27 protein-coding genes, 3 tRNA genes and 1 riboswitch are annotated in these 26,844 nt (G+C 37.3%); of the genes, 8 read left to right on the top strand and 22 right to left on the bottom strand.

The window, feature by feature from the left end:
• Positions 1-129 precede the first annotated feature (129 nt).
• From M3225_RS20730 to M3225_RS20715, 4 genes are all read left to right on the top strand, one after another.
• Positions 130-456, top strand: a complete 327-nt coding sequence (locus M3225_RS20730; protein WP_013056955.1) for a general stress protein — start codon at positions 130-132, stop codon at positions 454-456.
• Positions 457-700: 244 nt separating this feature from the next.
• Positions 701-958, top strand: coding sequence for a hypothetical protein (locus M3225_RS20725; RefSeq protein WP_251396740.1), 258 nt, complete (start codon positions 701-703; stop codon positions 956-958).
• A 278-nt stretch (positions 959-1,236) separates the two neighbouring features.
• Entirely contained in the window at positions 1,237-1,785 is a 549-nt protein-coding gene (locus M3225_RS20720; protein WP_251396738.1) for a DUF3231 family protein, read from the top strand.
• A 67-nt stretch (positions 1,786-1,852) separates the two neighbouring features.
• Positions 1,853-2,146 (top strand): hypothetical protein, encoded by a 294-nt coding sequence (locus tag M3225_RS20715; RefSeq protein WP_013056952.1) that lies wholly within the window; start codon positions 1,853-1,855, stop codon positions 2,144-2,146.
• Between the two features lie 27 nt (positions 2,147-2,173).
• Here M3225_RS20715 and M3225_RS20710 read toward each other — a convergent pair whose 3' ends face one another.
• Positions 2,174-4,351 (bottom strand): FUSC family protein, encoded by a 2,178-nt coding sequence (locus M3225_RS20710; protein ID WP_251396736.1) that lies wholly within the window; start codon positions 4,349-4,351, stop codon positions 2,174-2,176.
• A 189-nt stretch (positions 4,352-4,540) separates the two neighbouring features.
• A complete protein-coding gene (locus M3225_RS20705) occupies positions 4,541-5,356 on the bottom strand; it encodes a hypothetical protein (protein WP_251396734.1) in 816 nt (271 codons plus the stop codon).
• A 178-nt stretch (positions 5,357-5,534) separates the two neighbouring features.
• Between M3225_RS20705 and M3225_RS20700 the strand changes: the two genes are divergently transcribed.
• Positions 5,535-6,473, top strand: coding sequence for a VanW family protein (locus tag M3225_RS20700; protein WP_251396732.1), 939 nt, complete (start codon positions 5,535-5,537; stop codon positions 6,471-6,473).
• 81 nt (positions 6,474-6,554) lie between these two features.
• Here M3225_RS20700 and M3225_RS20695 read toward each other — a convergent pair whose 3' ends face one another.
• The 8 genes from M3225_RS20695 to M3225_RS20655 all read right to left on the bottom strand — a co-directional run bounded on the left by M3225_RS20695 (position 6,555) and on the right by M3225_RS20655 (position 11,964).
• On the bottom strand, positions 6,555-6,674 hold the full coding sequence (locus tag M3225_RS20695) for a YjcZ family sporulation protein (protein WP_098627187.1): 120 nt from the start codon (positions 6,672-6,674) through the stop codon (positions 6,555-6,557).
• Positions 6,675-6,866: 192 nt separating this feature from the next.
• Positions 6,867-7,379: a GNAT family N-acetyltransferase gene (locus M3225_RS20690; RefSeq protein ID WP_251396730.1), complete on the bottom strand. Its 513-nt coding sequence runs from the start codon at positions 7,377-7,379 to the stop codon at positions 6,867-6,869.
• A 549-nt stretch (positions 7,380-7,928) separates the two neighbouring features.
• On the bottom strand, positions 7,929-9,326 hold the full coding sequence (locus M3225_RS20680; protein WP_251396729.1) for a Na+/H+ antiporter NhaC family protein: 1,398 nt from the start codon (positions 9,324-9,326) through the stop codon (positions 7,929-7,931).
• 216 nt (positions 9,327-9,542) lie between these two features.
• Positions 9,543-9,614, bottom strand: a tRNA-Gly gene (locus M3225_RS20675).
• 19 nt (positions 9,615-9,633) lie between these two features.
• A tRNA-Leu gene (locus M3225_RS20670) sits at positions 9,634-9,715 on the bottom strand.
• 26 nt (positions 9,716-9,741) lie between these two features.
• Positions 9,742-9,815 (bottom strand) — tRNA-Trp (locus tag M3225_RS20665).
• A 239-nt stretch (positions 9,816-10,054) separates the two neighbouring features.
• On the bottom strand, positions 10,055-11,449 hold the full coding sequence (locus M3225_RS20660) for a phospholipase D-like domain-containing protein (RefSeq protein WP_374109846.1): 1,395 nt from the start codon (positions 11,447-11,449) through the stop codon (positions 10,055-10,057).
• A 245-nt stretch (positions 11,450-11,694) separates the two neighbouring features.
• On the bottom strand, positions 11,695-11,964 hold the full coding sequence (locus M3225_RS20655; RefSeq protein WP_014460213.1) for a hypothetical protein: 270 nt from the start codon (positions 11,962-11,964) through the stop codon (positions 11,695-11,697).
• Positions 11,965-12,467: 503 nt separating this feature from the next.
• Here M3225_RS20655 and M3225_RS20650 point away from each other — a divergent pair.
• Both M3225_RS20650 and M3225_RS20645 read left to right on the top strand, forming a co-directional pair.
• Positions 12,468-12,782 (top strand): GerAB/ArcD/ProY family transporter, encoded by a 315-nt coding sequence (locus tag M3225_RS20650; RefSeq protein ID WP_251396725.1) that lies wholly within the window; start codon positions 12,468-12,470, stop codon positions 12,780-12,782.
• 170 nt (positions 12,783-12,952) lie between these two features.
• Positions 12,953-13,594, top strand: coding sequence for a GerAB/ArcD/ProY family transporter (locus tag M3225_RS20645; RefSeq protein ID WP_251396723.1), 642 nt, complete (start codon positions 12,953-12,955; stop codon positions 13,592-13,594).
• A gap of 25 nt (positions 13,595-13,619) precedes the next feature.
• Here the strand turns inward: M3225_RS20645 and M3225_RS20640 are convergent, their stop codons facing one another.
• The 9 genes from M3225_RS20640 to M3225_RS20600 all read right to left on the bottom strand — a co-directional run bounded on the left by M3225_RS20640 (position 13,620) and on the right by M3225_RS20600 (position 23,149).
• Complete coding sequence (locus M3225_RS20640; protein WP_251396721.1) at positions 13,620-14,954, bottom strand: FAD-dependent oxidoreductase; 1,335 nt, start codon at positions 14,952-14,954, stop codon at positions 13,620-13,622.
• Positions 14,955-15,428: 474 nt separating this feature from the next.
• Positions 15,429-15,659, bottom strand: a complete 231-nt coding sequence (locus M3225_RS29975; RefSeq protein ID WP_374109844.1) for a YrvL family regulatory protein — start codon at positions 15,657-15,659, stop codon at positions 15,429-15,431.
• Between the two features lie 82 nt (positions 15,660-15,741).
• Positions 15,742-17,823 carry a DNA topoisomerase III gene (locus tag M3225_RS20630; protein WP_251396719.1) on the bottom strand — a complete coding sequence of 694 codons (2,082 nt, stop codon included), beginning with the start codon at positions 17,821-17,823 and terminating at the stop codon, positions 15,742-15,744.
• A 127-nt stretch (positions 17,824-17,950) separates the two neighbouring features.
• Positions 17,951-19,606 carry a DUF2339 domain-containing protein gene (locus tag M3225_RS20625; protein ID WP_251396717.1) on the bottom strand — a complete coding sequence of 552 codons (1,656 nt, stop codon included), beginning with the start codon at positions 19,604-19,606 and terminating at the stop codon, positions 17,951-17,953.
• 175 nt (positions 19,607-19,781) lie between these two features.
• Complete coding sequence (locus tag M3225_RS20620; protein ID WP_013056931.1) at positions 19,782-20,018, bottom strand: hypothetical protein; 237 nt, start codon at positions 20,016-20,018, stop codon at positions 19,782-19,784.
• A 101-nt stretch (positions 20,019-20,119) separates the two neighbouring features.
• Positions 20,120-20,563 carry a hypothetical protein gene (locus M3225_RS20615; RefSeq protein ID WP_251396715.1) on the bottom strand — a complete coding sequence of 148 codons (444 nt, stop codon included), beginning with the start codon at positions 20,561-20,563 and terminating at the stop codon, positions 20,120-20,122.
• Between the two features lie 151 nt (positions 20,564-20,714).
• A complete protein-coding gene (splB, locus tag M3225_RS20610) occupies positions 20,715-21,743 on the bottom strand; it encodes a spore photoproduct lyase (protein ID WP_251396713.1) in 1,029 nt (342 codons plus the stop codon).
• Between the two features lie 112 nt (positions 21,744-21,855).
• Positions 21,856-22,104 carry a transcriptional regulator SplA domain-containing protein gene (locus tag M3225_RS20605; RefSeq protein WP_374109845.1) on the bottom strand — a complete coding sequence of 83 codons (249 nt, stop codon included), beginning with the start codon at positions 22,102-22,104 and terminating at the stop codon, positions 21,856-21,858.
• An 85-nt stretch (positions 22,105-22,189) separates the two neighbouring features.
• A complete protein-coding gene (locus M3225_RS20600; RefSeq protein ID WP_251396709.1) occupies positions 22,190-23,149 on the bottom strand; it encodes a LacI family DNA-binding transcriptional regulator in 960 nt (319 codons plus the stop codon).
• A gap of 124 nt (positions 23,150-23,273) precedes the next feature.
• Here M3225_RS20600 and M3225_RS29670 point away from each other — a divergent pair, with 124 nt between their 5' ends.
• Positions 23,274-23,402 carry a hypothetical protein gene (locus M3225_RS29670; RefSeq protein ID WP_285885812.1) on the top strand — a complete coding sequence of 43 codons (129 nt, stop codon included), beginning with the start codon at positions 23,274-23,276 and terminating at the stop codon, positions 23,400-23,402.
• 39 nt (positions 23,403-23,441) lie between these two features.
• Here the strand turns inward: M3225_RS29670 and M3225_RS20595 are convergent, their stop codons facing one another.
• The 3 genes from M3225_RS20595 to M3225_RS20585 form a co-directional block, all read right to left on the bottom strand.
• On the bottom strand, positions 23,442-24,752 hold the full coding sequence (locus M3225_RS20595; protein WP_251396707.1) for a Na+/H+ antiporter NhaC family protein: 1,311 nt from the start codon (positions 24,750-24,752) through the stop codon (positions 23,442-23,444).
• A gap of 84 nt (positions 24,753-24,836) precedes the next feature.
• Positions 24,837-24,943, bottom strand: a riboswitch (SAM riboswitch).
• Positions 24,944-25,044: 101 nt separating this feature from the next.
• Entirely contained in the window at positions 25,045-25,812 is a 768-nt protein-coding gene (locus M3225_RS20590) for an ABC transporter permease (protein WP_251396706.1), read from the bottom strand.
• A complete protein-coding gene (locus M3225_RS20585; RefSeq protein WP_251396704.1) occupies positions 25,805-26,716 on the bottom strand; it encodes an ABC transporter ATP-binding protein in 912 nt (303 codons plus the stop codon). Before M3225_RS20585 ends, M3225_RS20590 begins: the two co-directional genes overlap by 8 nt.
• Positions 26,717-26,844: the final 128 nt, after the last annotated feature.

Below are 26,844 nucleotides of genomic sequence, written 5' to 3'. Positions count from 1 at the left end.
TTTCATGAAATAGGTTTTATCACTTCCAATAACGTGTATACACAAAGCAAGGAGACAAGTTAATTAAACTTTTCTTCATTACTAAACGTATTCTAGAAAGTTGTCTATCATACAAGGAGGTTTTTTGAAATGGTAAATGTAAAAGTAGTTGAAAATGGCGTACAGGCAAAAGATACAATCGAACAATTTTTGCGTGAAGGATTTACAAAAGACGAAGTTTATTTACTTGCACACCATCAAGATCGCTCCGAGGATTTAACAGCTGCAACAAATACAAACAACATCGGCCTTTCTGAACAAGGTGTTTTTGATGCAATTGCGAATGTATTTCGTTCTAGAGGAGACGAGCTTCGTGCCAAAATGCGTTCATTAGGATTATCACAGCCGGAAGCTGAACGCTATGAAGAAGAATTAGATCACGGTAAAGTAATCGTCGTTGCATCAAAAGTTGCTTGATCTAAAAGCCCTACAGCAGGGCTTTTTTATTTTTGTCTTCCTCCCTTCTTACCCTTTCATTAAAGAATACTTTCCCTATCCTCATTTATATTACAGAGATGAGTAGTCAATTTTTATTGGCTGCCTTTTTTATATGCTGTTTTAATTTGTTGATGAGCGATTAAAAAAATGAAATGCATATAATTAAAAAAGTCATCCATACATATGATTATGAAGATAAGAGTTACTGCGAGGAGTGATATATTTGATCATAGGAATTGAATACACAAAACGTGTAAAAGATGGATTAGTCGTTAAAAATATTCCTTATAAGATCCACGATAGACCTTGTGATGGAGGTTGTTGTAAAAATGATAAAACGATAGGCGTCAGAGATAGATTGAGGGTTAATTGGCTGTTAAATGTTTTTATGCCTAGCAAAAATATAACGGTATTTGATTATAAATATTGGTCAGAAGAACTAACTTCTTTATGCAGAGAGCACCGAAGAAAAACTATATAATACTTGAGATAAAAAAATCTCCTTAAGGAACAAGGAGATTTTTTTCTATTTACTTTATCTGCTAGCACCAACATATTTATCACGCATTTCAACAGTTTTTATACTTTTAGATGTGGTGACAGTAAATGTACTCTCACCATTATAAATTGCTACGTGGGATACTTTTCATTCCACTCATAATAATCAATTTTATATGTAACATTCCTTAGTTGTGTTTATCATTTTCTACTGACGGTAATAATGAAGATGCATAAACTACATACAAAGGGTGAAAAGTTATGATTAATGTCATTGAGACACTAATAGATTTTATAAAGAACTCTTCTACAGATGATACGCCCCCTCGCCCACACATCGGTGAGACTATGGGATGTTGGTTGTATTTCACTGCTTTAGCGGAAGAGATACCTGCCTTAGAGACTTGTCTTAATACAACATCCAACAGTGAACTACTTAAGCTTACTCAAGACTCAAAAACCCTGGCTGAATCTCAAATTGATACACTAAAAAAATTAATGATTAAAGAAGGAATTCCACTTCCTGAAATACCGGCTACCAAGCCGAAATCCGACCCTAACAGTATTCCATTAGGAGCAAAAGCCACGGATTCTGAAATCGCTAACTTAATATCTGTAAAAATTGCCTCTAATATCGTAATGTGCAGCACGAATATGGGACAATCTATCAGAACCGATATTGGATTAATGTGGTTGAAATTCCACACTGAAAAAGTCATATTGGGATCAAAAGTGAAAATTCTAATGCAGCAAAAAGGATGGCTTAAAATTCCTCCTTATTATTATCCCCCTGGAACCCCTCATAACTAATTGAGGTGTTCTAAGGTAAGAAACCTAGATAACCTTACATCTAACACATTTAACGAGGTGCTTGACCATGGATTTCCCTACAATTCATACAAATTTTTGGGACGCGGTTATTGGTGTTCCTATCGTATTAATCGTTACACAGCTGATAAAATGGCTTTTTCATCCTAAAAAACAATATGTGCCGACTATTGCTTTAGCTGTCGGCGTGCTCTTTTCAGTATTTATTAGTCATCCCCATCATATTATTGCCGGATTGTTTATGGGCTACTTTTATGGATATGCGGCTATTGGCAGTTATGCGGGTCTTAAAACAACGTGGAGAACGATTAGAAAAGATACGTCTCCTTATTCGTCAGACTAAAAAACCAGCGAAATATTCGCTGGTTTTTTAGTCTTCACTACTTATCTCTTCTGCTCCTAGCTCTTTGGCTAAGTGAACAACCGATTGATTGATTTTCCATACGTAATAAATATTGTGGAGCAACTGCAAATGCTGTAAGTTTCTTGATTGAACGGACGTATCAAAATAATCTAAAGATTGTTCAATCTTTTGTCTTACATCTTCAAGCGTGTATACATAGGTTCCTCTTTCTCCTCGTAAAGCTTTTTCAAGCTGAGTGAAATTACTTGCCACTTTCTCTTCCACTTCCTTTACTACGCCATGAAATTCTACTTCCTTATAAAAAGCCTCGTTTCTAGTAGAAGATGCCACCAAATGCTTGGCATAATAATTAATGGCGGTAAAGACGGTCAAAAATTGCTGAAGACGTGAACGGCCGACAAAACCCTTGATAATAGGATCTGAATCGACATGAAGCTGTTTTAGCTTTTTTTCTAATTCCATTCCTTTATCAGCTAAATTGGCAAACGCATACTGATTTGTAAACCGGTGCAAATAAATTTGCACAAATTCTTTTAAAGCCGCTACGTATTCTACTGAGGTGTCGGTTATTTTATCTCTTGTTCTTTTAGGAAATACAAGAGCAGACACGGCTAAACCAATTCCAACTCCTACGACTGTATCTAACACGCGAGCCAGCAATAAACTCTCTGAAATTCCGCCAAGAAGTATGTCATACATAAAGGCTAGCATCATGGTAATCCAAAAGCTCATAAACGAATACGTAATAGGAAAGAAATAAAAAGCCATAAACACACAGATAAAGAGCAGCGTTACTTCAAGTATTCCGGGTGAGACAAAGCTTGCTACAACAAAGCCAACAGCTGCTCCTAAAAGCGTTCCTACACTTCGCTGTACAGCTTTTACAAACGTACTTCCTATTGTCTCTGTACCAAGAAGCACTAAGTAGCCTGCTAAGAGCGCCCAATATTGGTGCGATGGAGATAAGAAAGAGCCAAATACTAGCGTCGCAACAGCAGTGATGACCGCTTGAATAGACTTTTTCGTAGATGGTTTTAATCCTTTTTCTTCATCATTATCCTCTTCGTCTTCTTTTTCTTCCGCTTCTTTTTGGGGCTGTTTTTCTTGTTTCACAATTGCTTGCTGCAGCTCATACGCTTCATCAATCACGTGATTTGATATCGTTTCGATACGGCGGATTAAGTAAAGCCAATCCTTATACCTTTTGTCTTGAGGTTCGAGTTCACTTAATTTTTGGCGCAGCTCTTGCAGATGCTGCGCTGCATCTGTTAAGGAATGAGTAGGGTTTTCATTTAATACCTCAGCTTCGCGAATCGATTCCACTAGCTTTAACAGCAGCTGCTGAATATCAAAATGATTAAATGCCTTTAATTCACTGAGCTTTCGAATCGCCGGGGAATATGTCTGCAGCAGCATAACTGTGTCAAATACATAAAGGCGCATCTGTTCAGCTGTTACGCCAGGCCATATGTCGTGAGGATCTGTATTTCCAAGCTCTTCTGATGCTACACGGGCATACTCCGCTAGTTTTTTAATATTACGGTTATATTGTTTAATTTGAGCCGGTTCAATTTGTTTCTTTTGAATTAACTCAATAATTAAATCAAGCACCAAATTCACTTGAATATGAAATGATTTCATTGAAGACCTCAGCACATTGGCAGGTCGGTCTTTAAAGATGACAAAATTATAGATAAATGCACAGCAAGCTCCTACTACAACTCCAGCTAACAGCCACGGCAGCTGAGAAAATGTGACATGTAAAATAGAAGCAAAATAAAACGACATAAATGCCACCATCGACAGGGAGAAGTAGCGAATACCATATTTCTGTAAATAAAAAGACAAAAACACTAACAGAACGAGAAAGATATTTTCTGCTTGTCCATATCGTGATAGAAACGAACCAATTCCGAGAGAAACGGCGCTAGAAAGTGCTACTAAGCCTGTGGTAACTTTTTTTGCTTTCGTTGTTTCGTCATTCACAACCAATATACCCATCAGGCCAATTACGCCCGATAAAATAGCAGCGGTAATTTGTGGGCTTCCCGCTGCTTTTAATACAATAAGCATAATAACTACCGCTGTAATTACGCTAATCGTAGCTTTAGAAGCCGTTTTGAGCCTTTTTCGTCCAGGATCTGCAGCAACTAAGCGGCTAAACCAATATGAAAAAATAAACACCCTCTCCTTTCGTGCTGTAGAGTTCTTTGTAGAAAGAGTAATATTATTACTTATACCCTTTTTTATTCTTTTCTATCGTATGTAAGCACGTTTTTACACTATAACATTGTGAAGGGCTAAAGAGCTAAACAAATGCTTAAAAACACATCTGTTTTCTGTCAGATGTGTTTTTTAAGAAATAATCAGTCATTACAATTTAAGAGAAGAAATTTCCCACCCGTTTGTTAATGGATTTCTTTTTAAAGTAAAGACCATCGTTGTCTTTTGAGCCCCTTTATTTTCGTAATAAATAAGGCAATCTACGGCGATTTTCTCTTTTGTTTTATATTTTTTTGCATAAAATAAGTCCGTTTTATAATAAATAGTGGAGATACTATGCAGTTTTTCCCATAACTTATGCTCTTGCTTCACGCGTAAAACCGGCTGCATCAAGGCCTCGTCATCTTGCTTTAATCCTGTTAAAAACATATTTACGACTTCTGCCGGCTCAGCTTTTAGTGCATATTCATCAAGCTTTCCTCCTGCTTTTAATACCATTAACTGATGACCTGGATCCACATTTTGAGACTTGTGGGTCGTACTTCCTGCAAAATGAATGCAAAAATGGCCGGGGAACCCATTGTCGAGCGCACCGGCTCCATGAGGCATTCCATTCATGGAAGCTGCAAGCATTTGACCTTTAGACGGGATGAGAACCGCTCTTCGGTTCCAGCTCCATTTTCCATTATATAAATGCTTCATTACTTTCGTATCTTGACGTGTAAGGGGCTGAACATCCGCATGATGCGAGCCGGCTCTTCGCTGCACGTAAAAGTAAAAACCGGTTTCTACATCGATAACTTTAAATTTTTTCCCCTTCGGCAGTAAGTTTTCTACACGTTTCCACTTTAACACTTTTCCTGTGTCACTCACCGGAAAGTACGTAAGGTTTTCTTCTGCTTTCATCTTTTGGGGATGCACAAAAAAACTAATAAGCATAAAGACTAAAATCATTAATTTTGTCATTGTCTACCCTCATTACCTTGTAGTTTCTCTATGTAATATGCGAAAGTACACATACAATTATAAATAGAAATTTTTACACGTGCAGCCTATGGAAAATAATACAAAAAAGAGCTTATGAATCCTATACATTAAATGGTTCATTTTATTCATACTAACAGGTGAAAGCGAGGTATATGATATGAATTTCACTTGGATGTTTGGACTTTTAATGCTCATTCAACCTCTTTCTACACAAGACCACCTATCTATTACTCATAACGGTAAAACAATTCAACGGATTGAACGGGACAGAGTGGCAGTCCCTCTTCTTCCTGTACCTATGGTTGATCATGATCAATACAATCTTCTTCTAAAAGAATTGGATAAAAAAACATATAGAGAGCCCATAAATGCCCGCATTGATAAAAGCGGGCAAATTGTTCCTGAGCAAGCGGGTGTCAAACTATATCATAAAGATTTTGCGGAGAAATTTTATACTTATTTTTTTAACGGCGGTACGTCAACGTTAGAAATTCCGACGCTGCCTGTTCCGCCCCGCGTGGATAAGGAGCTGCTTGCAACGATTCGAATTAAGCAAATCGGGCATTATCATACGGTATTTAACCCTCATAATAAAAATCGTTCTCACAATATTTCTCTTGCGGTTGAATCACTAGACAGCAGCGTCGTATTTCCTGGGGAAGTTTTCTCTTTTAATCAAACCGTTGGAAAAAGAACGGCAGCAAAAGGGTATATGCGTGCGCCAATTATTGTAAAAGGAGAGTATTCTGAAGGAGTTGGTGGAGGAATTTGCCAAGTTTCTTCTACCTTGTTTAACGCCGTCGATAATGCTGGCGTAACGATTACACAGCGTTATTCACACAGCCGCAGTGTTTCCTACGTACCTCCTGGGCGAGATGCTACCGTCAGCTGGTATGGACCTGACTTTCATTTTAAAAATACGTACAGCGATCCTTTATTGATTCGAGCGCAAGTACATGGCGGGGTCGTAAGCGTAGCCGTGTACTCTACTGATGCGATTGAATATAAGCCTCGCCGCGTTCCTTGGGCTTCTAATGACCAATTGCCGAAAGAGAAAAAAATTGAATCGCATGTTGATACTGAGCCTGCTGATTAATCATCTCTTCCTGTTTTTTATATTTTATAATGGACATGAAAAAAGCCTAAAGAAACTTCTTTAGGCTTTTCAGTCGTATAATTAGCAGCCGTAGCCACCATAACCACCGCTATAACAACTACATCCGATAATTACTAATAGGATAAATAATACAACTAATAAAGCGAAACCCGAACCGAATCCACATCCAGCATTAGACATACAAGCACTCCCTTTCAACGTAATTTTCTGTTGCTAAAACAAAGAAGGTTCAAACATGGGGTGTTTCTCATGGATAGGTTATTGTATGTCTGCGTAGACGTTTTGGTTTGCTGTTCTGCTCATTTTTTTTTAAACGGGCTTGTTTTCGTCTTTACAACGTGTAAAACATAAAATCTTCTATAAGAGTAAAACTCATTTCCACTCTTCCTTTAAAATCGCGTAATAATATTCATCCCACCATCCTTTACCAGCTGGAATACATTTTTTGAAATACCCTTCCCTTCTCATCCCTACATTCTCCATAACCCGATAAGAAGGCGTGTTTTCAGGTTGACAAGTAGCAATAATCCGATGCAGTTTCATTGTGTTAAAGGCGTAGTCCATTACTGCTTTTGCCGCTTCTGAAGCGTACCCTTTCTGATGATATTCAGAATTAAACACCCAGCCGATTTCATAAGTATGGTCACCAAAACAGTTAAAAAAGACGATATGGCCAATTATGATTTTTTTATTTTTCAATACAACCGGAAAATTTTCATTGTTTCTCTTCATATTTTCATTTACAAATTTCTTCGCATCATCCTTACTAAAAACACCTTCTGGTATGTACTTCATGACGTCAGCATCAGATGTGTATTCGTAGACATCTTGCCAATCTTCATATTTGAATTTGCGTATTAGTAATCTGTTAGTCTCAATGTTCATGTGATTCTCCCCTATCTTAAAGCTATCTTTCTACACGCTTGTTTCGATAGTGAAGATATAAAAACCTCTTTGTACCAAGTTACTATTGCTTTTGTTGACGCTTCTTTAAAAAAAGTTAAAGTAACTCTGCGAAAAAGAAAAATAAAAGAGAAAAAAGGACAAATAATTCAGCCACTTCCATTACTCGAAACGGGCTTAAAGTATTGTATAGTGCCTGCAGCACGTTCGTTCTTTGAAAAAGATCAATTCCTATAGTATGAAGGATTACACGTAGCAAGATTTCTTTTACATATGCCACTTTTTGCTGTCGTACCTATGCTGCTTTTACTCATTGCATTTTTTAAGAATAGGAAGAAGCAGCGGAGACAATAACAATAAGCTTGCAGTTAGTGAGGTGATTTTGGTGTATATATGGTTTTATGATCATTTTGTTAATACCATCCTGTTTCCGCTTACTTGTATCATACTAGTGTGCCTATCATTAGGACTGTATGCTTACTTTAAGCTAAAAAAAGTGGAAAATTGAGAATAGATAACTGTTTCCCTTATTCAAAACAGGAAAGATACAATAAGGTAGAAGGCAACTGTTATTCCCGCTGCAATTAAAGCCGGCTTTAATTTATACTTGGCATATTCAATAACAGATAAATCTAATATTTTGGCGATGGTATTCGTATCGTCGCTTAAAGGCGAAGAAAACGCTCCAAATGAACCGCTAGCAAACACCGCCCCGATAATTAGCGGCAAAGAAAGATCTGCAGAACTCGCAAGTGATACGCCAAGCGGCATTAAAATCCCCCACGTTCCCCAAGCAGACCCGATAAAGTAAGAAATAGCAGCTCCAAAGATAAACATAAAAGGAGTGATGAACATATGAGGAATCCACTTGGAATGTGCCGTCACAAAGTTGGAAAACCCTAAGTCTTCTGTAACAGCGGATAATCCCCATACTACCGATAACAAAAGAATAACGGACATTAAGTCATTGCCTCCTGTGATAAAACCATTAAGCAAATCATGTAGGGTAAAGCGCTGAAATAGGAAAAAAATGAGGGTAATTAACGTAGTCATAATCAAAGCTACTACCATCGCTTCCAGCACGTCTGCTTTAATAAACGCTTCAAAAAAGGTGTGGCTTTTATGGTGACCGCTCCACCATGTTAAAAATAAGGTCAACGAAATTACAACAAGTAAAGGTACTAGCAGATTCCAAGGCTTAGAAGGTAAATCCTTCGAGACACAAGGATGACAGTCATGCCAATCTTTTTCGTCTTCTTCCAGCTTCATAGGAGCAGTAGATGTTGAATGATGAAGAAAGCTGAAATAAATTCCTACTAAAATAATCACAATCGAAAAGAAATTATAAGGAATGCTTTGAATGAATAAAGAATACGCGTCTTGTTTTATGCCTTGATGATCAATCGCCATTTGAATGATTGACACCATATATCCTACAAATGCCGTTGCCACGGGAATTAAGACGATGACAGGAGTAGCAGTTGTTTCAATAACAAATCCTAACTCTGCTGTCGTCATTTTCACTTTCTTCAGTAGCGCTCTCATGATGGGCGCGATCGTAACAAAACGAAATGTAGGAGCACTGAATGTTCCAATGGTTGAAACATAGGTTAAAATAAGGGCTTTTTTTCTTGTATCAATTTTTTCTGCAGCTGTTTCCACAAATCCTTTAACTCCTCCAGCCATCTTAATCATCCCGATAAGCCCTGAAAACGCGTATAAAAAGACGACGATTTCTATATTACTTTTATTTCTAAGAGCTTGTACAACGTAGTGAAGTAATTTTTCAACACCTCCGACAATCGAATGATCAATCAAATAAGCGCCTACTAGTAAGCCCAAAAACAACCCTGGCAGCACTTGTTTGGTGAAAATAGCTATTGGAATAACAATTAAAAACGGTATAATTGAAAACCAACTAGATTCCATAGGACTCTCCCCTATCTTAAAAACCATATTAGATGTCTTTACGTATAGTTCATTAGCTTTTAATGTAACCTCAATATTATGTGTATATTCATGAAAACAACACGTATAAGCAGCACTGCTTTAATAAAATATTTCTAAGTAAAAACAGCACAATAAAACCCTTTATTTCTACAACAAAAAAAAGCAGTTTGCACATGCAAACTGCTTTTGAAATGAAGCGGAAGACGAGGTTCGAACTCGCGACCCCCACCTTGGCAAGGTGGTGTTCTACCACTGAACTACTTCCGCGCATATATGAAAGTAAAGATGCGGGTGAAGGGACTTGAACCCCCACGTCATAAGACACTAGATCCTAAGTCTAGCGCGTCTGCCAATTCCGCCACACCCGCGTGTGAATTAAAAGATAGCTCCAAAATGGCAGGGGCAGTAGGAATCGAACCCACACTGACGGTTTTGGAGACCGTAGTTCTACCTTTAAACTATGCCCCTAGAAATGATTTCTTCAAAAGAGCCTCGTTTATTAACGACGCTATATCATAATAAAACATATATGAAATTTCGTCAATAGGTCTTTTTATGAATCACGACTAGTACTAGCGGTTTCAAAAAAACTGTAAGGCATATCACCGCTTGTTACATTACCCCTTTACCAGTTGTTGTACCTTTTAATCTCTACTATTTATTTTTAGAGACTTGCTGCAAAAGCCTTTTTTAGACAAGGCGCTGAACTATACAAAATGTCTCCAAAATCTCGTGAAGACTGAAAGAATATGTAGGAGTGCAGATTTCATAGGAGGTACGCTTTTTTGAGAATCCGTATTAAAATCCACAGGTTCTCCCTCGTTCCCCACAAGCATACTGTGTGAAACCTTAGTTTCAATAGCTCCTGTTAACTCTGCTGCAAATTCTTCACTATCTATCATAACCATGGATTCAGTATTTAAAAATACAGAGCGTGAATCTAAGTTAAAAGAACCAACTGCGCTCAAACGCTGATCGTAAACAACAGATTTCCCGTGAATTGAATAAGGCTTTTGATATTCATAAAGCTTTGAAGCAGTCTTTATGACGCGATTTCTTACTCCCAAGTATGCAGAAAAAGCCATAGCGTTTGGAGTGGATGTAATAGAATTAGTTAAAATAATTCTTTGCACTTTAGGTTTTACTCGCTTATCTATATACTGTTCCATCTCTTTTGTTGGTACCATATAAGGACTTTGAACGACAATGGATTTTTCAGCTTGCTCAGCAAGCTTAATAAATGTTTTCCATATAAAAGGGCTTTTATTAATTCTTTCAATAGGATTTGTAATAAAAGAAACCTTTCTTGTAGGCATCGTTGATTCTCTCCATACAATATAAGGATGGACAAAAGGTTCGTTTGCTTTTTTGGCCTCTTCGTATTGATCTATTAACAATTTCTTTCCTGAAAGGCCACGAAATTGTTTAGTTTTCTTGAGCTGCCGAAAAGCTTTGCATGTATACGGGTGGTTCCATAATTTCTCCACATACTTCTCCATTGAGAGAATGACACTATGATTTTCTTGCTTTGTGTTATAAATCAGCACATCACGGTCATAGACAAAATTTTTATCTGGTTGACTGGCCAAGTATTTATCTCCAATATTTCGTCCTCCAATAATACCTAATTGGCCATCGACTACTATTATTTTATCGTGAAGACGATTATGCCATGTCCAAGGTTTAAAAATAGTAAAGGGCTCATAGTACTTTAATTCAATATTATTATGGAAAGCTAGAGCATAAAGAACATTTTTCCGCTTGCCTTTTAACCCATGAGAGATCCCGTCTAACAGCACTCGAACACGTATACCTCGATCCGCGGCTTCGAATAAAGCGCCCATAAGTAAATCCGAAGAACGACCTTTACCAATCGAAAAGTACGCAATATCGATTGTATGCCTCGCTTCTTGAATCATCTGCATCCGAACAAGTCCTGAAAAATAACCGTTTTCTAAAAGCATAACTCGGTCTGCGGACTCTTTCTTCCCGTAGAAATTCTCAGTATTCATTACTTTTAAGTCTTTTCCCTTATGCAAAGGGACATAAAACAGTACCACTGCAGTTACGAATACATATATGAAATACAATACGACAATCATTATTAGTATATTTATTAGCATGTTTCCTGTCACAATCCCTTTCCATTCTTATTGTTGTGTTTTTATTAGGATTCTTAACTTTTTAACTTCTATACCTTATAAAAGAAGAATGAATCAAGATTTCAACCAATGTTATGTGCGTCCGCTTCCCTGAATTCTAACTCGAAAAAGCAGAAGGTATTTCCCTTCTGCTTTTACAATTTATATCCTATTGTGAACCTGCTCTAGGTAAAACAGCGGTTCTTTTATTGATTAAGGTCGTTCTCCATATCTTTTATATCTTGCTGAAACTCTGTTAAACGCTGACGCTGTGTTTCAGAAGCATTTTCAAGCGCGTTCTCAATTTGCTGAGAAGCTTCATTCACTTCACCTATCGCTTGCTTTGCTTCATGTCCATACGATGCATCATTTTTAGCTTCATTTGCCTGTTCATATGCATCTACTGCTTCTTTATGCCCCTGCTGTGCTGCTTGAAACGATTGTTGTTTATCTTTATTATATGGGAATTTTTTCATCATAGTGCTCCTTTCCATTTGTTCACTCTTTAGTGTGGCATTTTTCTACTTATTCATACGACTCTTCAACAGGTTAAAGCTGCGTAAATATTCCTCATAACAAATCTCTTTATTATTTAAGAGCTCCCGATATCTCCTGAAATACTTTCTATATTTTACAGAAATGTATAATCGCTTTCTTTAGCAGACATCATACGAATAGCTTATGTGAACGACAAAATGTATTGGGGTTGACTCCATGCACTTGTTTCTTTCCTTTTTGATCATTTGCGCAGGGATTATATGGATGGAAATAAAAAGATTACCTCAACACTCTCATAAAAAGGAACGGAAAATTTTTATTGTGTTCATGACAATCAGTATCATGATAGCTATTGCAAAAATCTTTCGGCTGCCTTTACCGAACCCTTCTGATTGGATAGAAGTAATGTTTCAACCTTTAAGTCACTTATTATTCTGTTGGATTACTTAATTAGTGTATATGGCACAAGGATGTGCTCATTTTGCTTAATGAAATCAACATTTCAGCTGTGCAGTTTCGCAAGCTGGTAACTTTATATAGCATTGGAAGCACGATTATTGTTGTGCCTGCCGCTATTACAGCTGATGCTCATCAAGATGCCTGGATTGCAGCACTCTTTGGAGTAGCATCAGGAATTGGCTTAGTTTTGCTTTTTACCTCACTGGGAAAAATGTTTCCAACGCTTAAGCTTATAGAAATGAACGAAAAAATTTCAGGCAAAATATTTGGAAAGATTGTTCTGCTGTTTTTGTGTTATCCAATTTATTTATCAGCAGTCAAGTTCTTTACTATGTAGGGAATTTTCTTACCGCTCAAATTCTTCCTTACACGCCGCTTACAGCCATCCACATTGCATTTATGGGTGTGGTCATCGTAGGAGTGCGCCTAGGAATAGAAGTTATGGCACGAAGTACAGAGATTTTATTTCCTTGGTTTGTCTGATTATTTGGGCTTCTTATTTTATCTATGATCCCTCAAATTAAAATAGAGCATATTCAGCCCGTGTTCGAAATACATCCAAAAGCTTTTATTCGTGCTGTTTTAACGTTTTTGAGCATGAGTTCCTTGATTTATACCATTCTGCTTATGATTTTCCCTTCACACACACCAGACACGAGAAAGGCAACTCAATCTTTTTATATAGGTAATATAGCCGGTGGAATGGTGAGGGTGACGTTAATTTCACTCGGAATTTTAGTACTTGGTCCTTATTACTCCCAAATCACAATGTTTCCAAGCTATGAATTAGGAAGAAGAATTGATGTAGGAAACTTTCTTCAAGGAATTGAAGTAGTCATTGCTATTTTGTGGTTTATTACTCTCTTTTTTAAGCTTTGCATTTACTTTTACGCTACTCTTTTTGGGTTTGCCAATGTATTTCATATAACAGATTACAAACTATTTTCTTTTCCAGTGGCACTCATCATGATTACTCTTTCCCTTATCGTGTATCCAAGCGTTTCTTATCAAAAGGAATGGGATACAAAAACGTGGATTCCCTATAGTTTTTTCGTAGGGGCTTTATATCCTTTTATCCTTCTTATCATAGGCTGGATCCGCTTTAGACCTACTAAAATAAAAGTAAAAAAGATAATAAAATCCACATAAAAAAAGCAGGTAGTCACCTGCTTTTTTATGCTTGAAGCGCTTGAAGGCCTGCTTGATTTAAGAAATGCCAAGGCTTATTAAAGTGCGGTTGAAAGAAAAAGTCCATAAATCCAAGCTCGTCGATGGTCATTTCCTGTTGTACGCATACAGACAATGTGTTAATTGCTTGAGTAGCATCAATTTTGGAAATAACCTGGGCGCCTACAATTCGTCTCGTTTCTTCTTCGTATACTACTTTTAACGTAATATTTTCGTACGTTGGCATAAATTCCGGTCGGTTATTCTCTGAGATTGTGATGCTTTTCACATTCATGTCAAAAAGAGAAGCTGCTGTTTCTGTTATGCCGGTAGATGCAACATTGTAATCATAAATATGCAACCCTGATGTTCCTTGTGTTCCCATATACTTAATCGTCGGCTTAACAAGGTTTTGAGCTACTAATGTTCCCATTCTAACCGCATTTGTAGCAAGCGGAATATAAGCATGTTTTTTAATCGGATTGTAGTAAATAGCGCAGCTATCTCCGGCAGCAAATATATCTTTTTTGCTTGTTTGCATATATTCATCAACCACAATGGCGCCGTTTGGAAGCATGTCTACCTGCCCTTTTACTAAATCTGTATTTGGACGGAAGCCAACACACAGAATAACAAGATCTGCTTCGTATTCACCTTCAGTTGTCACTACTTTTTCAACAGATCCCTCACTGCCTACAAACTTAGTGACCGCTTGGTTTAATGCTAATGTAACTCCGCGATTTTCAAACTCAGTTTCCATTAGGTTCGTAAATTCTGGATCAAGATATTTATTTAAAATGCGATCGGCACTATCAATAAACGTGACTTCTTTCCCATACACTTCGAAGGCTTCTACTAATTCTGCACCAATATAACCCGCACCAATTACGGCTATTTTCTTCGCTTGTTTCGCTTTTTCAATGATATGATTGGCATGCTGATAGTTTTTGCAAAGCAAAACATTATTTAAATCGATGCCTTCAAGGTTTGGAATAATCGGCCATGATCCAGTTGTCATAACTAATTTATCAAATGTATCTTCAAATTCTTCGTTTGTTTCTAAATTTCGTACAGCTATTTTTTTACCATCTGTATCAATATTTGTAACTTCATGTTTCATTTTCATATTTACAACCATCTCTTGCAATTCAGACGGGGAAGAGTAAAATAAACCATTTGCATCTTTTACGACCCCTCCTACATAGAGCGCAATTCCACAAGACAAAAATGAAACATTATCATTTCGCTCATAAACTGTAATTTTAGCTTCTGGATAAAGTTCTGCCATGTTTTTTACTGCTGCTGTTCCTGCATGTGTACACCCTACTACTGCAATTTTCATAGATGATATCCCCCTTAGGATTATAGAAAATATATTATTGTGAAGTTTTTCACATATATTGTGAAATGTTTCACATATCTTTTACAATTCTTATTATACAAACATGTTTGTTCTTTTTCAAGAGATATGTGAAAAAAATCACATACTTTTTCAAAAAAATATGTTACAGGCTGATTCATATAGCTTCAACACTTGATATAACACGTTTTTTAGCTGCACTTTTCTTGCTTGTGAATATCACAACGTGCGTTTGCTGATGAGTTTTTTCATCAGCTTATTTTTTACGTAGAAACTCACTATCCAATGCATTCTCCAACAAAAAAATAAGACGGATAAAAGAGTTATCGCTAAAATAGATACAGAAATTCCACTCACAAGCAAGTCTGCTATATAAACCGCTAGAAAAGTAAAGAATATATCAACAAAAGCTACAAGTGTTACAAATAAGAGTTTATTCAGTCCAGCATTCTTTATTTAAAAAATAAGTGCCTTTGAAAAAAGCTCTGTGATAGAGCCAAAGATAAAAATAAAAAGTAGAAATAGACAAATAGCCCAGTAAGACTCATATTCGACTCCCATCACTCTAACAAAGCCTATAAAACCAAAAAAGTAGCTTCCCATTAAGATAGCTAAAATGATTAGTACCATTGCTCCTGTTATAAAAAATGCGATTAAACGATCCGTTCCCCTGCTTCTTTTTTTCATTGCTCCATGCCACCTTGTTTACTTATCGAACAAACCATATTATACCAAAAAGTGCGATACAGCGGTATCGCACTTTTCTACGTTACTTATCTTCTTTATCTTGGAGAGCTTGTTTCAAAGCATCACCCAAGCTTGAACCAAATGCTCCGTCATCGTTGTATTTGTTCAGAAGCTTTCGTTCCTCTCGTTTTGAAATCTTTTTCTTTTTGTCCTCAGCTTTTTCCGCTACTTGACATGAACGACATTGGAAATACATCCCTGCTTTTCCAGAGTGAATTTCCATTCGCTTATGACACTGCGGACAGCGTCGATTCGATAGTTTAGGGTCCTTCGCGCGTCTATAGCTGCACTCAAGGCTTGAACAAACAAGCACTCTTCCTTGCTTTGTTTTCTTTTCTTTCAAGAACGAACCGCATTCCGGACATTTAGAGCCCGTTAAATTATGGGGTTTGTACGTTTGATTACTTGTTTTTACTTGCCTAACAAGCTTTTCTGTTTGTTCGCGAATATTTGTTAAAAACTCTTTTGCATTTCCTTTGCCTTTGGCAATTGCTTCTAAGTCACGTTCCCACTTAGCCGTAAGCTCAGGCGACTTTAACTCATCCGCTACTAGGTCAATCAGCTGCTTTCCTTTTTTAGTTGCATGCAGACGGTTATTTTGGCGATCAATGGATTCATTTTGCAAAAGCTTTTCAATGATATCTGCACGTGTTGCCGGCGTACCTAAATTATGTTTTTCCATTTGTCCAAGAAGATCTGCTTCTGTGTAGCGCTGCGGTGGCTCTGTAAATGCACTTTTCATTGTTACATCCTGAATGAGCAGCTTGCTGCCTTCTTTGATATCAGGTAGCTTCACCGTTGCTTCTGATTCTCCACCAGAAACTTTTTTAAAGCCTGCATTTACGACTTGCTTTCCGCTTGCTACTAACTGTTCCCCATTTACTTCAAGCTCTGCTTTGACCACTTCATACTCATATGCAGGATAAAATAATGAAATAAATCGCTTTGCAATTAAGTCATACAGCTTTCGTTCATCTGCTGATAAGTCCTGTAAGAACACAGGCTGATCCGTTACGATAATAGCATGGTGATCACTTACTTTTTCGTTATTAACCACTCGCTTTGGCAGCTGCGCATTTCTTAAAATTGGACGAACCTCTTCTTTATATACAGCAGAGATACTTTCCAAACGCTCTTTCATTGTGGAAACCATATCTGTTGTTAAATAACGAGAATCTGTACGTGGATACGTTACTAACTTATGCTGTTCATATAACTTTTGAAGTACATTTAATGTCTTCTTAGCAGAGAAGTTAAAGCGTTTGTTAGCATCTCGCTGCAGTTCATTTAAGTCATAAGGAAGCGGCTGCGCTTCTTTATGCATTTTGCGCTTGATTGTTTTCACAACTGCTTCACCTGATAATTTTGAGTGCAGTTCTTTTGCACATTTTTCATCAAAAATGCGCTTTTCGTTGCCCTTTTGCCAAGCTGCTTCAAACGATGAAAACTGAGCTGTAAGCGTCCAATATTCACTAGGTTTGAATGTGTTGATTACCTGTTCACGCTCAATTATCATCGCAAGCGTCGGTGTTTGGACCCGTCCTGCCGATAATGGTTCTTCGTATTTAGTCGTTAACGCTCTCGTGACGTTTAAACCGATAAGCCAATCGGCTTCTGAACGGCAAACCGCTGAGTCATACAAACGATTAAACTCTTTTCCTGGTTTTAACTGTTTAAATCCATCACGAATTGCTTTGTCCGTTTGAGACGAAATCCAAAGGCGTTTAAACGGCTTGTTCCAGCGCACCTTTTCCATAATCCAGCGTGCAACAAGCTCTCCTTCACGCCCTGCATCAGTCGCAATAATTAATTCTCCAATATCCTTTCTTTTTGCTAGATCGGATACTGTGCGAAACTGAGAGCTCACTTTACGAATTACTTTTAATTTCATTTTCTCAGGCATGATTGGTAGATCTTCTAATCGCCATGTTTTATATTGGTTATCATAATCCTCTGGTGTTTGTAATTCAACTAAATGACCGAGTGCCCACGTTACGACATACTTTGGCCCTTCAATATACCCTTTTTTTGTTTGTGTGCTGCCAAGTACGCGCGCAAGATCACGTGCTACACTTGGCTTTTCTGCTAATACAAGTGATTTCATTTTATGTATACCTCCAATTCACTTGTTCCATTATACATGATTGTATACTTTTTGTACGACTTCAAGATCAAGTTTACATAATAATATTATAATAAATAAAGCTGAAGAATTTCTCTTCAGCTTCTAGCTACTTCTTTTTATAAAATAGTCGCGAGATAATTAAACCGATAGCTCCTAAGACGATAAATAACAAGGCCCGTATAGCCATTGGGATAAAAGGTAAATCATATAAAACGAGTTTAAAGAGTGTTAAGAACAAAATGCCCACGCCGATATACGTTGCTGTTTTAAACGTTTGAAGTGATCCTATTACGAATGCAGCAATGGATAGCCCTAACCAAACGGCCGTCATAATAAGCGTTTGTGGATTAGCGGAAAGATGATTGGTGCCAGCGGCCGTAACTTCCGTTGCGAAAATTAAGGAAAGAATAGAAAAAACAATACTCCCCCCAATTTTGAACGTATCATGCTCATCTTTTTCTGTTTTTTGAATGCTGATCCATATAAATACTAGAATAGAAGCTAACACAACAAGCCAATTTAATGTAGGAAGAGACACCACTCGTTCGATTGGTGTAACTAAGATATACGTTGCGCTCAGTATATAAATCGTATAAGAAAATAGTTGATGAAGTATATTTTTATACGTCATGGCTATATAGTAAACAGCAAGCCCTTGAATAACATATAAAATGACTCCTTCTCTTAAATCGATGAGCTGATGAATAAAAAACGCTACTACAACAATTAAATAGGTAATAAAAAATTCAAATTTCTCTTTAGAACTTCTTACTGCGTAAACACCTAATGCGTAAATAATAACTAACGCAAGCAGCACCATTGTGGTCGTACCATCGTCAAAAATGGCCAGTAGCCAGCCGTACGTAACCGCTAAACTCGATAGAAGGGTAAACGCATATACTTGCAGCACGGACTGTGATAGAAAAAAACTAGAAATTAAGCATAAATGCTGAATAAGAATCGCCATACCTAATAATTCTTTTACACCATTATCACCAACAAACGAGTAATAAATGAGTAGCGTAAGATTTAATAGTACCGCCGAAAGCACATATAAAATTGAATATTTTTGTTTGACTGCCACATATAAAAAGGCAATATACAGAAGCGTTTCATAGCCAATGAAAACCAGGGCATTAGGCGAATTACTTTCAATAAGAAAAGGAACTAGTACGCCTCCCACCGCGCTAATAATACCTAACGCCTGCGAACGATAAAAGACTGTCGCGATAATCCCCAGGATAATCCAACTCACATTTAGTATAAAAGCAAGCGTTGGTCCCGCTAAATGATACAGGCTATGCATCGCAAACGTCGTTAACATGAGAATAGGAATAGCTCCTCCTACAAGTACTTGCCCCAGCACCAACCTTCCCTTTTTAATTTGGAAATGACCTGTCACAGCAAAACCTATCGAAACAACAAAACCGAGAACAACTTTTGCTTTTTCATTCATTAACCCATAGTCAGAGGCTGCTTTAAATCCCCATAGCACGCCAATGATAAATACAAAAATAAAAATTCTTGGCAGCCATGTTTGAAAAAGGATTTTTTCCCAATCAACAGGTTCTTCTATCGTCTGTGAGCTTTTAGCTACTGTTTGAGCAGGACGTTTAGCGGTCTCCTGGCGCAGCTGAGAAGGAGCGTGAACTGCTTTTGGTCTAGGAGCATTCGTTTTATATACGAGCGACTTTAGCTTGGCTACGTCTTCTTCTAAACTGCTTATTTTTCGTTCAAGTTCTTCTATTCTTTCTCTTTCCATAGTTCCTCACCCTTTCTCTTTAAAGCATTTGTGATTTTTTTATATATAAATCTTACAATAACTAACTATTATACCATTAAAAGGAATAACTCTTAGAAGCATTCCATTTTTAGCAAAAAAAAATACAGCGCCCTTTTCAAAAGAAAAGTTCGTTGTATAGGATGTGCTGCATTTTTTATGTCACTTTCTCGCTGTATGTACTATGAAACCCCGCTTCGATGTGGGCTACTTGAAAACTGTGGTGACCAATTAAATATTTAACAATATCCACACGGTCAATTTTACCGGGCTTATTGTTCATTGCTTCTCGCACCATAGATTGAAATGTTTCTTTACAAAATTTCTTTTCATGAAGCAGAATCGTTTCACAATACTCTTCATGGTCTCCCTCTGAAATACGATAATAATGCATTTCTTTCACCCCTTTTTAGTGTTATACCTATTACATACCCCAAATATTGCTATTTTAACAAATTAATTTTATTATTCTTTCTTTTTCCACCTATATATTGTTTATAGGGCAACGTTCCGAAACTCATCGTTATAAATGCTAATTTGGAGCCGCTGAGAAAAACGTTCTTCTTCGATATATGTTTCAGGCATTAATCCAACTGGATATACCTTCGGGTTTTCGCCACTTCCTAATATGTATACATACATCTTTCCTTCGTTTGTATATCGAACCTTCGTCGAAATACCCCGTTGCCCTTGAAGAGGCGCATAAACAGCTCTTACGTTATCTCTTATTTCTTGTACAAATCCATGTAGTTCAATATCTGAATCATAATAATGGTTTGCTTCATACAAGCCGTAAATACGAGACTTATCGATATCACATAATATGTTCCAAAATTCAGATAAATCTGCATTGAACAATACGTGAATAAAATTTCGTGCAGCTTCTTGCTGTTCTTTTGTTAACTCTTTTGTTAGCACAAACTCTTCGTTTTTTAACATCTCAGTCACCTCCCTTATGTATGTAATACGACAAGAGATAAAAATAACCTCTTTTTTCAACTTATTAGCAAGCAATTTATTTTTCACATTAAAAATTGAAAAGCTATTTTGGCTAACGTATCAAAATAACTTTTCAATTACTGTAGAATAATCACGTAAAATACTCGATTTTCGCATTCGGAAAATATTGATCAATGTAATATTCCAATGTCTCTCTTAATTCTTGTTCTTCATCTTTCGCGTATACATACTTTCCAATTCCGTAACGCCCCCATTTGTAGCGGCGCTCTTCTTCATTCATCTCAAGCTTCGTTTTGGGATAGTTTTTTTCGATCACCCGTTTGGCTGGCTTGGTAAAGCGATGTTGAATCATTTCAAATGTAATATCATCTCTTGACTCCTCAGGTATAGAAGCATCAAGCTTTTCAAATAATTGACGATATCCCTCCTGCCATCCTTCATGAATATAAATAGGAGCAACAATAAAGCCAAGTGGATATCCAGCTTTTGCGACTTTATTAGCAGCTTCAATCCGATAATCAAGAGGAGATGTACCAGGTTCAAAGTTTTTAATAACATAATCGGCATTTATACTAAAGCGAAAGCGCGTGCGGCCATTATGCTTAGCATACAACAAATGATCCACGTGATGAAATTTAGTCACAAAGCGCAGTTGACCTAGTTCACTTTCCCCAAAATATTCAATAGCGCGCTTTAATGAATGCGTTAAATGATCAATTCCTACGATATCAGATGTACAAGCCGCTTCAAAACGCGTTATTTGAGGGGCTCTTTCCTGCATATATTGTTCTGCTTGATCTAATATTTCTTCAACATTCACGTATGTGCGAATATACGGTTTGCTTCCCATTGTTGTTTGCAAATAACAATAGTGACAGTGCCCCATACATCCTGTTGCAAACGGTATTGCATATTCCGCTGACGGTTTAGATGTATCAAATTTTAACGTTTTACGCACGCCAACCACTAAAGTCGATTTAGCGTTGCGGTATTTTTGTAAATCGTTTTTTCCCGGTATATTACGTACTTGATTATGAGAAGTTGTTTGACGAATCTCAATTCCCATCTTCTCAAACTTTTCTTTTAATTGAACACCAAGCGGATACTCCATTGCCCCTGGCTCAATGTATACTAACTGAGGTACAAAAGGTTTTATCATCATGTACACTTCCTTTTTTCTTATACTAATAGCGTTTGAAAAATAAAAAGACTATATCCTTGGTAATTATTTTTCAGACCAAAAAAGACTCTCCGTGTAGGAGAGCCTTGCGTCAATCATATTGTTCATAATCAAATATCTTGTTATACATTTTTTCGGCTTCTTCATACGTTGAATACACGGCATCATCTTCAGCTAACAAATGATAAGACTCATGTAAAAACAGCGCTTTTTCATCTTTATTTTCAGGATGTTCCACAATTTCAGCTTGATTAATATTAGCAACGTTTGCCGTATGAGGATTTCGGTAAATAACAAATACTTGATCTCCCACTTGATATTCTTTTTTCTCCACGATCATCATCCTTTTCTTCTTCCTTTACTCGTATGATGTCCGCTTTTGCTCATTTTATCCGGTAAAACCATGTGGTGAGACCCTCAAGAATTCATACACTTTCACGCTCAATAAATCGAAAAGGTAGCTCAACTTTCTGAGGCACCTTGTTTCCAACTAATGTAAAAAGCGTTTCGCCCATCTCCTTAAGAGGAAGTTCTATCGTTGTGATTTGTAAATAAGAAGAAAGTGGATGATTATCAAAACCAATGATAGCTAAATCGCCAGGAACTGAAATACCAGCTTGTTCGCACTGAGCTTTTATTCCGATAGCCACTTGATCGTTTGTGACTAAAAGCGCCTGAGGTCGATTTTTCATCTGCACCAATTTTTTTACCACTTTTTCACCATCTGTCACGTTCAAACAGTCTTGAAAAACCCATTCCGGCTGATAAGGCTGATTTATTCTTTTTACATATTCTTTGTATGCTTGTTGCCGCTGTTGACTATTTGTACCAGTCATTCTTCCAATACAATATCCAATATCCCTATATCCTTTTTCTTTTAAATACATAAGCGCCTGCTGAAAAGCTGCATAATGATCGACGTATACGGAGCGAATAGAACGATTCTGTACGTTTTCGCACACGGCTATCGGCCCGTACTGCTGATAATATTCAATTGTGCTCCAACTGCTTGCTCTAGAACAAATAATCACTCCATCAACTTGCTTTGTTTTTAGCATATGAAGCGCTTCTTCTTCTTTTTTTAAATCATAGTTCGTCTGACAAATAACAAGCTGATACTGCTTTTCTAACGCTTGAGAGGCCACTCCTTCTAAAAGCAGGCTGAAATACGGATGATTAATAAAGGGTAATACGACGGCAATCATATTCGTTTTTCCTTTTGATAAGTGAACCGCATTAATGTTTTGTTCATAATTAAGTTCTTGAATAACTTTTTCTACCAGCCGGCGCTTTTCTTCTTTTACATACGGATGATGATTTAGCACCCGGGATACAGTTGAAACAGATACACCAGCTTTTTTTGCGATATCTCGGATATTTGTCATGTTTTCACCTTTTTCTCTTGCGCTGAAACGCGTTTCATACTTTATTCTCATTATAAAGTGAAATAGCAATAAGCTAAACCCGTTACAATCGTGTTTTTATTCATTTACGTAAGGAGGTCATTTTATGGGTATTTTATTATTCATTTTATTATGCGGAATTGAGATTGGAGGAGCGGCTTATGCACTTAAACAAAATGAGACGCTTTGGAAGGAGTTAGACAAAGAAAAGCCAGCTGATTTTTTCAAACAGTAAAAAACCCTTAAAAAGAACATTCTTTTTAAGGGTTTGGCATTACGCAGCTTCTTTAGATGATTTTGATTTTTTATTTAACCGAGGAAAACCAATTACAATTGCAATGATACCGCAAACCGCTGTTAACATTGGATAGAATGTAAATGGAATAATCTCAATCGGTGACACTTTGGCAAATCCTGCTGCTAGAAGCATTTGTGCACCATAAGGGATAAGCCCTTGAACGCTGCATGAAAACAAGTCGAGCAGACTGGCTGATTTACGATTATCAATTGAATACTTATCAGAGATTTCTTTCGCTAACGGACCTGCCGTAATAATTGAAATCGTGTTATTAGCCGTTGCTAAATTTGTTAAACTTACTAATCCAGCGATACTGAATTCTCCGCCTTTTTTTGTTTGAATGCGCCGTGTTAATAAGTTCAATAAGAAATTAATACCGCCGTTATAGCGAATTAGCTCAACCATTCCGCCAATTAAAAGAGATAAAATAATTAATTCCGACATTCCGCCAATACCTTCTGTCACAGTTTTAGCAAGAGAAGAAAGCGTGTAGCTTCCGTCAGCTAATCCGATCACGCCGGCTAGTACAATGCCTCCGGTTAAAATGCTTAATACGTTTGCACCAAATATTGCCGCTGCTAGCACACCGATATAAGGCAAGATTTTAAACCAGCTAAAATCTTTAATTTCTACTGAAGACGTGTTGCCAAGCGTCATTACAAGCAATAAAATCACCGTAACGATCGCTGCAGGAAGTACAATAAAAAAGTTTACTTTTAATTTATCTGTCATATTTGTTTTTTGCGTACGAACTGCTGCAATGGTCGTATCAGAAATTACGGATAAATTATCTCCAAACATTGCACCACCAACAACGGCCGCAATTGCCAGTGTAATGGATACATGCGCTTGCTCACTGATTCCTACAGCGATAGGCCCTAACGCAGCGATTGTTCCCATTGACGTTCCCATCGAAATTGAAATGAATGCGCCAATAACAAAGATTCCGACTACCACTAAGCTTTGCGGAAGCACAGACAGAGCTAAGTTTACCGTTGAATCAACAGCTCCCATGCCTTTAGCGACTTCGGAAAAAGCACCTGCTAAAATGAAAATAAGCACCATAATAATGATATCAGGATGCCCTGCTCCTTTAGCAAAACGTTCAACTTTTACATTAAGTGAATCTTTGCGGTTCATAGCCAGCGCCACAATGGCTGCAATGATGATAGCTACTAATACCGGCAGCTTATAAAAATCTCCCGTTATAATTCCTGATCCGACAAACAGGACTAAAAAGACGCCCAGCGGTAACAGCGCCCAGCCGTTTCCTTTTTGTTGTTCCATTCTTAACACCTCTTGTTTACGTAATAAAAAAGACCTCTTCTTATTGATAAGAAGAGGTCTCTTATTTGTATCATAAGATTACCCTTCTCATCTTCCAAACGAAACATCGTCTGCTGGATTTAGCACCGCACTGCGTACAGCCAGTTGCCGAGACATCATAGGGCCAGTCCCTCCGTCTCTCTTGATAAGAAGTTTGTAGTTGTTTTAAAAATAGTCTTTCACTACTGTAATCTCTTTTTATTTAATTGTCAAATGCTATTTTAGAAAAATATATAGTGCGAAAATTCTCACATCAATTAGCTACGTCACGTTTCAAAAACGCTACCCATGCTACGCCCATAAAGAAGACAAAATGCGCTATTAAGATAAAGATTGAAAATGGAATTGTCATTCCGTCAAACATCGGCTTCATTCCGTCCATATACTGCACAAAGTCCGTGTTGGCAAATAATAAAAATTTCCCCCACCATAAATCTAGCTCCGATACTAATCGGGTTACAGCTTTCGCACCGATACTCACAACGATAGCTAAACTTGAAGCAAGCGCGCTATTTCTAAATAAAGACGACAGCATAAATGCGAACGTCATCATCATGAACGTTTCCATATACGCACTGTCATACGTAAGCGTAATATGTTTAAGCAGCTGCGCATCTCCTTCTAGACTGGTAAATCCAAAGAACAATGCTCCCCATACAAACGAAAAAAGTAAATAGCTCAGTAAATAATACAAGCTAATTAAAATGAGCGTTATGTACTTGGATGTTAAAATCGTTGAACGTCTAGCCGGGCGAATTAAAAGAAGCTTAATAGTACCTGCTTCAAACTCTTTTGAAACAATCGATCCCCCCACAGCAAGAGCGAAAAATTGAACAAGAATCAGCATACCTGAACTAAATGACAGGAAGTTCAAAATGTTTTCTTCTGTCCCTGCACTGTTTGCCACTTTCTTCATTAAAAGAGCCATACAAAGAGTTAAAATGCCAATTGTAATAAGCGTGATTTTTGTACTTCTTTTGTGAAACCATTTCATATGTTCATTTTGAATTAACTTAAGCATGGTGCTCTCCTTCCGTAACGGACATAAACGAATCTTCAAGCGTCTCATAAACAGGGGTAATTCGGTAGACTAAAATGTCGCTGTCCACTAATTTTCTATTCACAGCTGGAATTTGCTCTTTTACAATCGCTACATCGATAATATCTGATCTCATCGTCACTTCAAATTCTTGTGTTAAAAGATCCACTGCTTTTTGCGCGTCAGACACTTCAAATTCTACATACATTCCTTGATCTTGACGATTTGGAGATAGATCTTGAATTGCTTTTAACTCACCATCTTGAATAATACCAACGCGGTCACACAATGCTTCTACTTCTTTTAATAAGTGGCTCGCGATTAAGATTGAAATTCCTTCTTCTGTGCAAAGCGTTTGTAAATATGTACGAAATTCTCTCATTCCCGCTGGGTCTAGACCATTTGTTGGTTCGTCTAGTAAAAGCAATGCAGGCTTATGTAAAATAGCTTGAGCTACTCCTAAACGCTGTCTCATTCCAAGAGAATACGTCTTCACTTTTGCATGAATGCTGTTTTCAAGCTTTACTAAAGCAATCACTTCATCCAAACGTTCTGATGTGATCCCTTCATGCATATTAGCAAAGTGTTTTAAATTTTGATAGCCCGTCAGATAATCATAAAACTCAGGGTTTTCAATAATCGCTCCAATTGATTTCATAGCTGATGTAAACTGTTCTTTTAAAGGAAAGCCATTGACGGTAATCGTTCCCTTTGTTTCTTTAATCAGCCCTACTACCGTTCGAATTAGCGTTGTTTTACCAGAACCATTTGGACCAAGCAACCCAAAAATCTCACCGCGCTTAACGGATAAGGATACATCATGCAAAATGGTTTTCTTCCCAATTACTTTACTGACATGATCTACTTGTAGCACTGTTTCTGTCATCATGTACATCCTTTCTTTAATTAGCAATACGCCTTCTATTGTTTCTCTTTTTTATCTATTTGTCTACCATAACCTTATTTTTTGGTAAAGCACCCCATTCAAATCATTCGTATTATCCGCTTACATTT

The organism is Priestia aryabhattai, assembly GCF_023715685.1.
GTDB classification, from domain to species: Bacteria; Bacillota; Bacilli; order Bacillales; family Bacillaceae_H; genus Priestia; species Priestia aryabhattai_B.
This window is presented reverse-complemented; position numbering and strand designations above follow the sequence as displayed.